The 233-nt window shown below is 82.8% G+C and carries 1 pseudogene; it reads left to right on the top strand.

The annotated features are described in order from the left end of the window. Positions 1 to 36 precede the first annotated feature (36 nt). Positions 37 to 233, top strand: a pseudogene (locus tag KVS67_RS13435) (pilus assembly protein CpaF); the annotation flags it as partial.

The following is a 233-nucleotide window of genomic DNA, read 5'->3' as shown; positions in this document are numbered from 1 at the left end:
ACCACCCCCGCCGAGGTGCCCGCCCGGCTGACGGCCATGGCCCCCCTGGCCGGCAGGCGGCCCGAGACGGTGGCCGCGCAGCCCCGCGCCGGCGTGGACGCCGTGCTGCACGACGCCCGCGACGGCCACGGGCGGCATCCAGTCGAACTCGCCGGCCCGGACCCGCGGGCCGACGGGTGCGCCCTGCTGCCCGCCCCCACGTGGCGGCCCGGAACCGAGGCGGCGGGTGGGGG

The sequence above is a fragment of the Micrococcus sp. GbtcB5 genome (genome assembly GCF_019091605.1).
GTDB lineage: Bacteria > Actinomycetota > Actinomycetes > Actinomycetales > Micrococcaceae > Micrococcus > Micrococcus luteus.
This window is presented reverse-complemented; position numbering and strand designations above follow the sequence as displayed.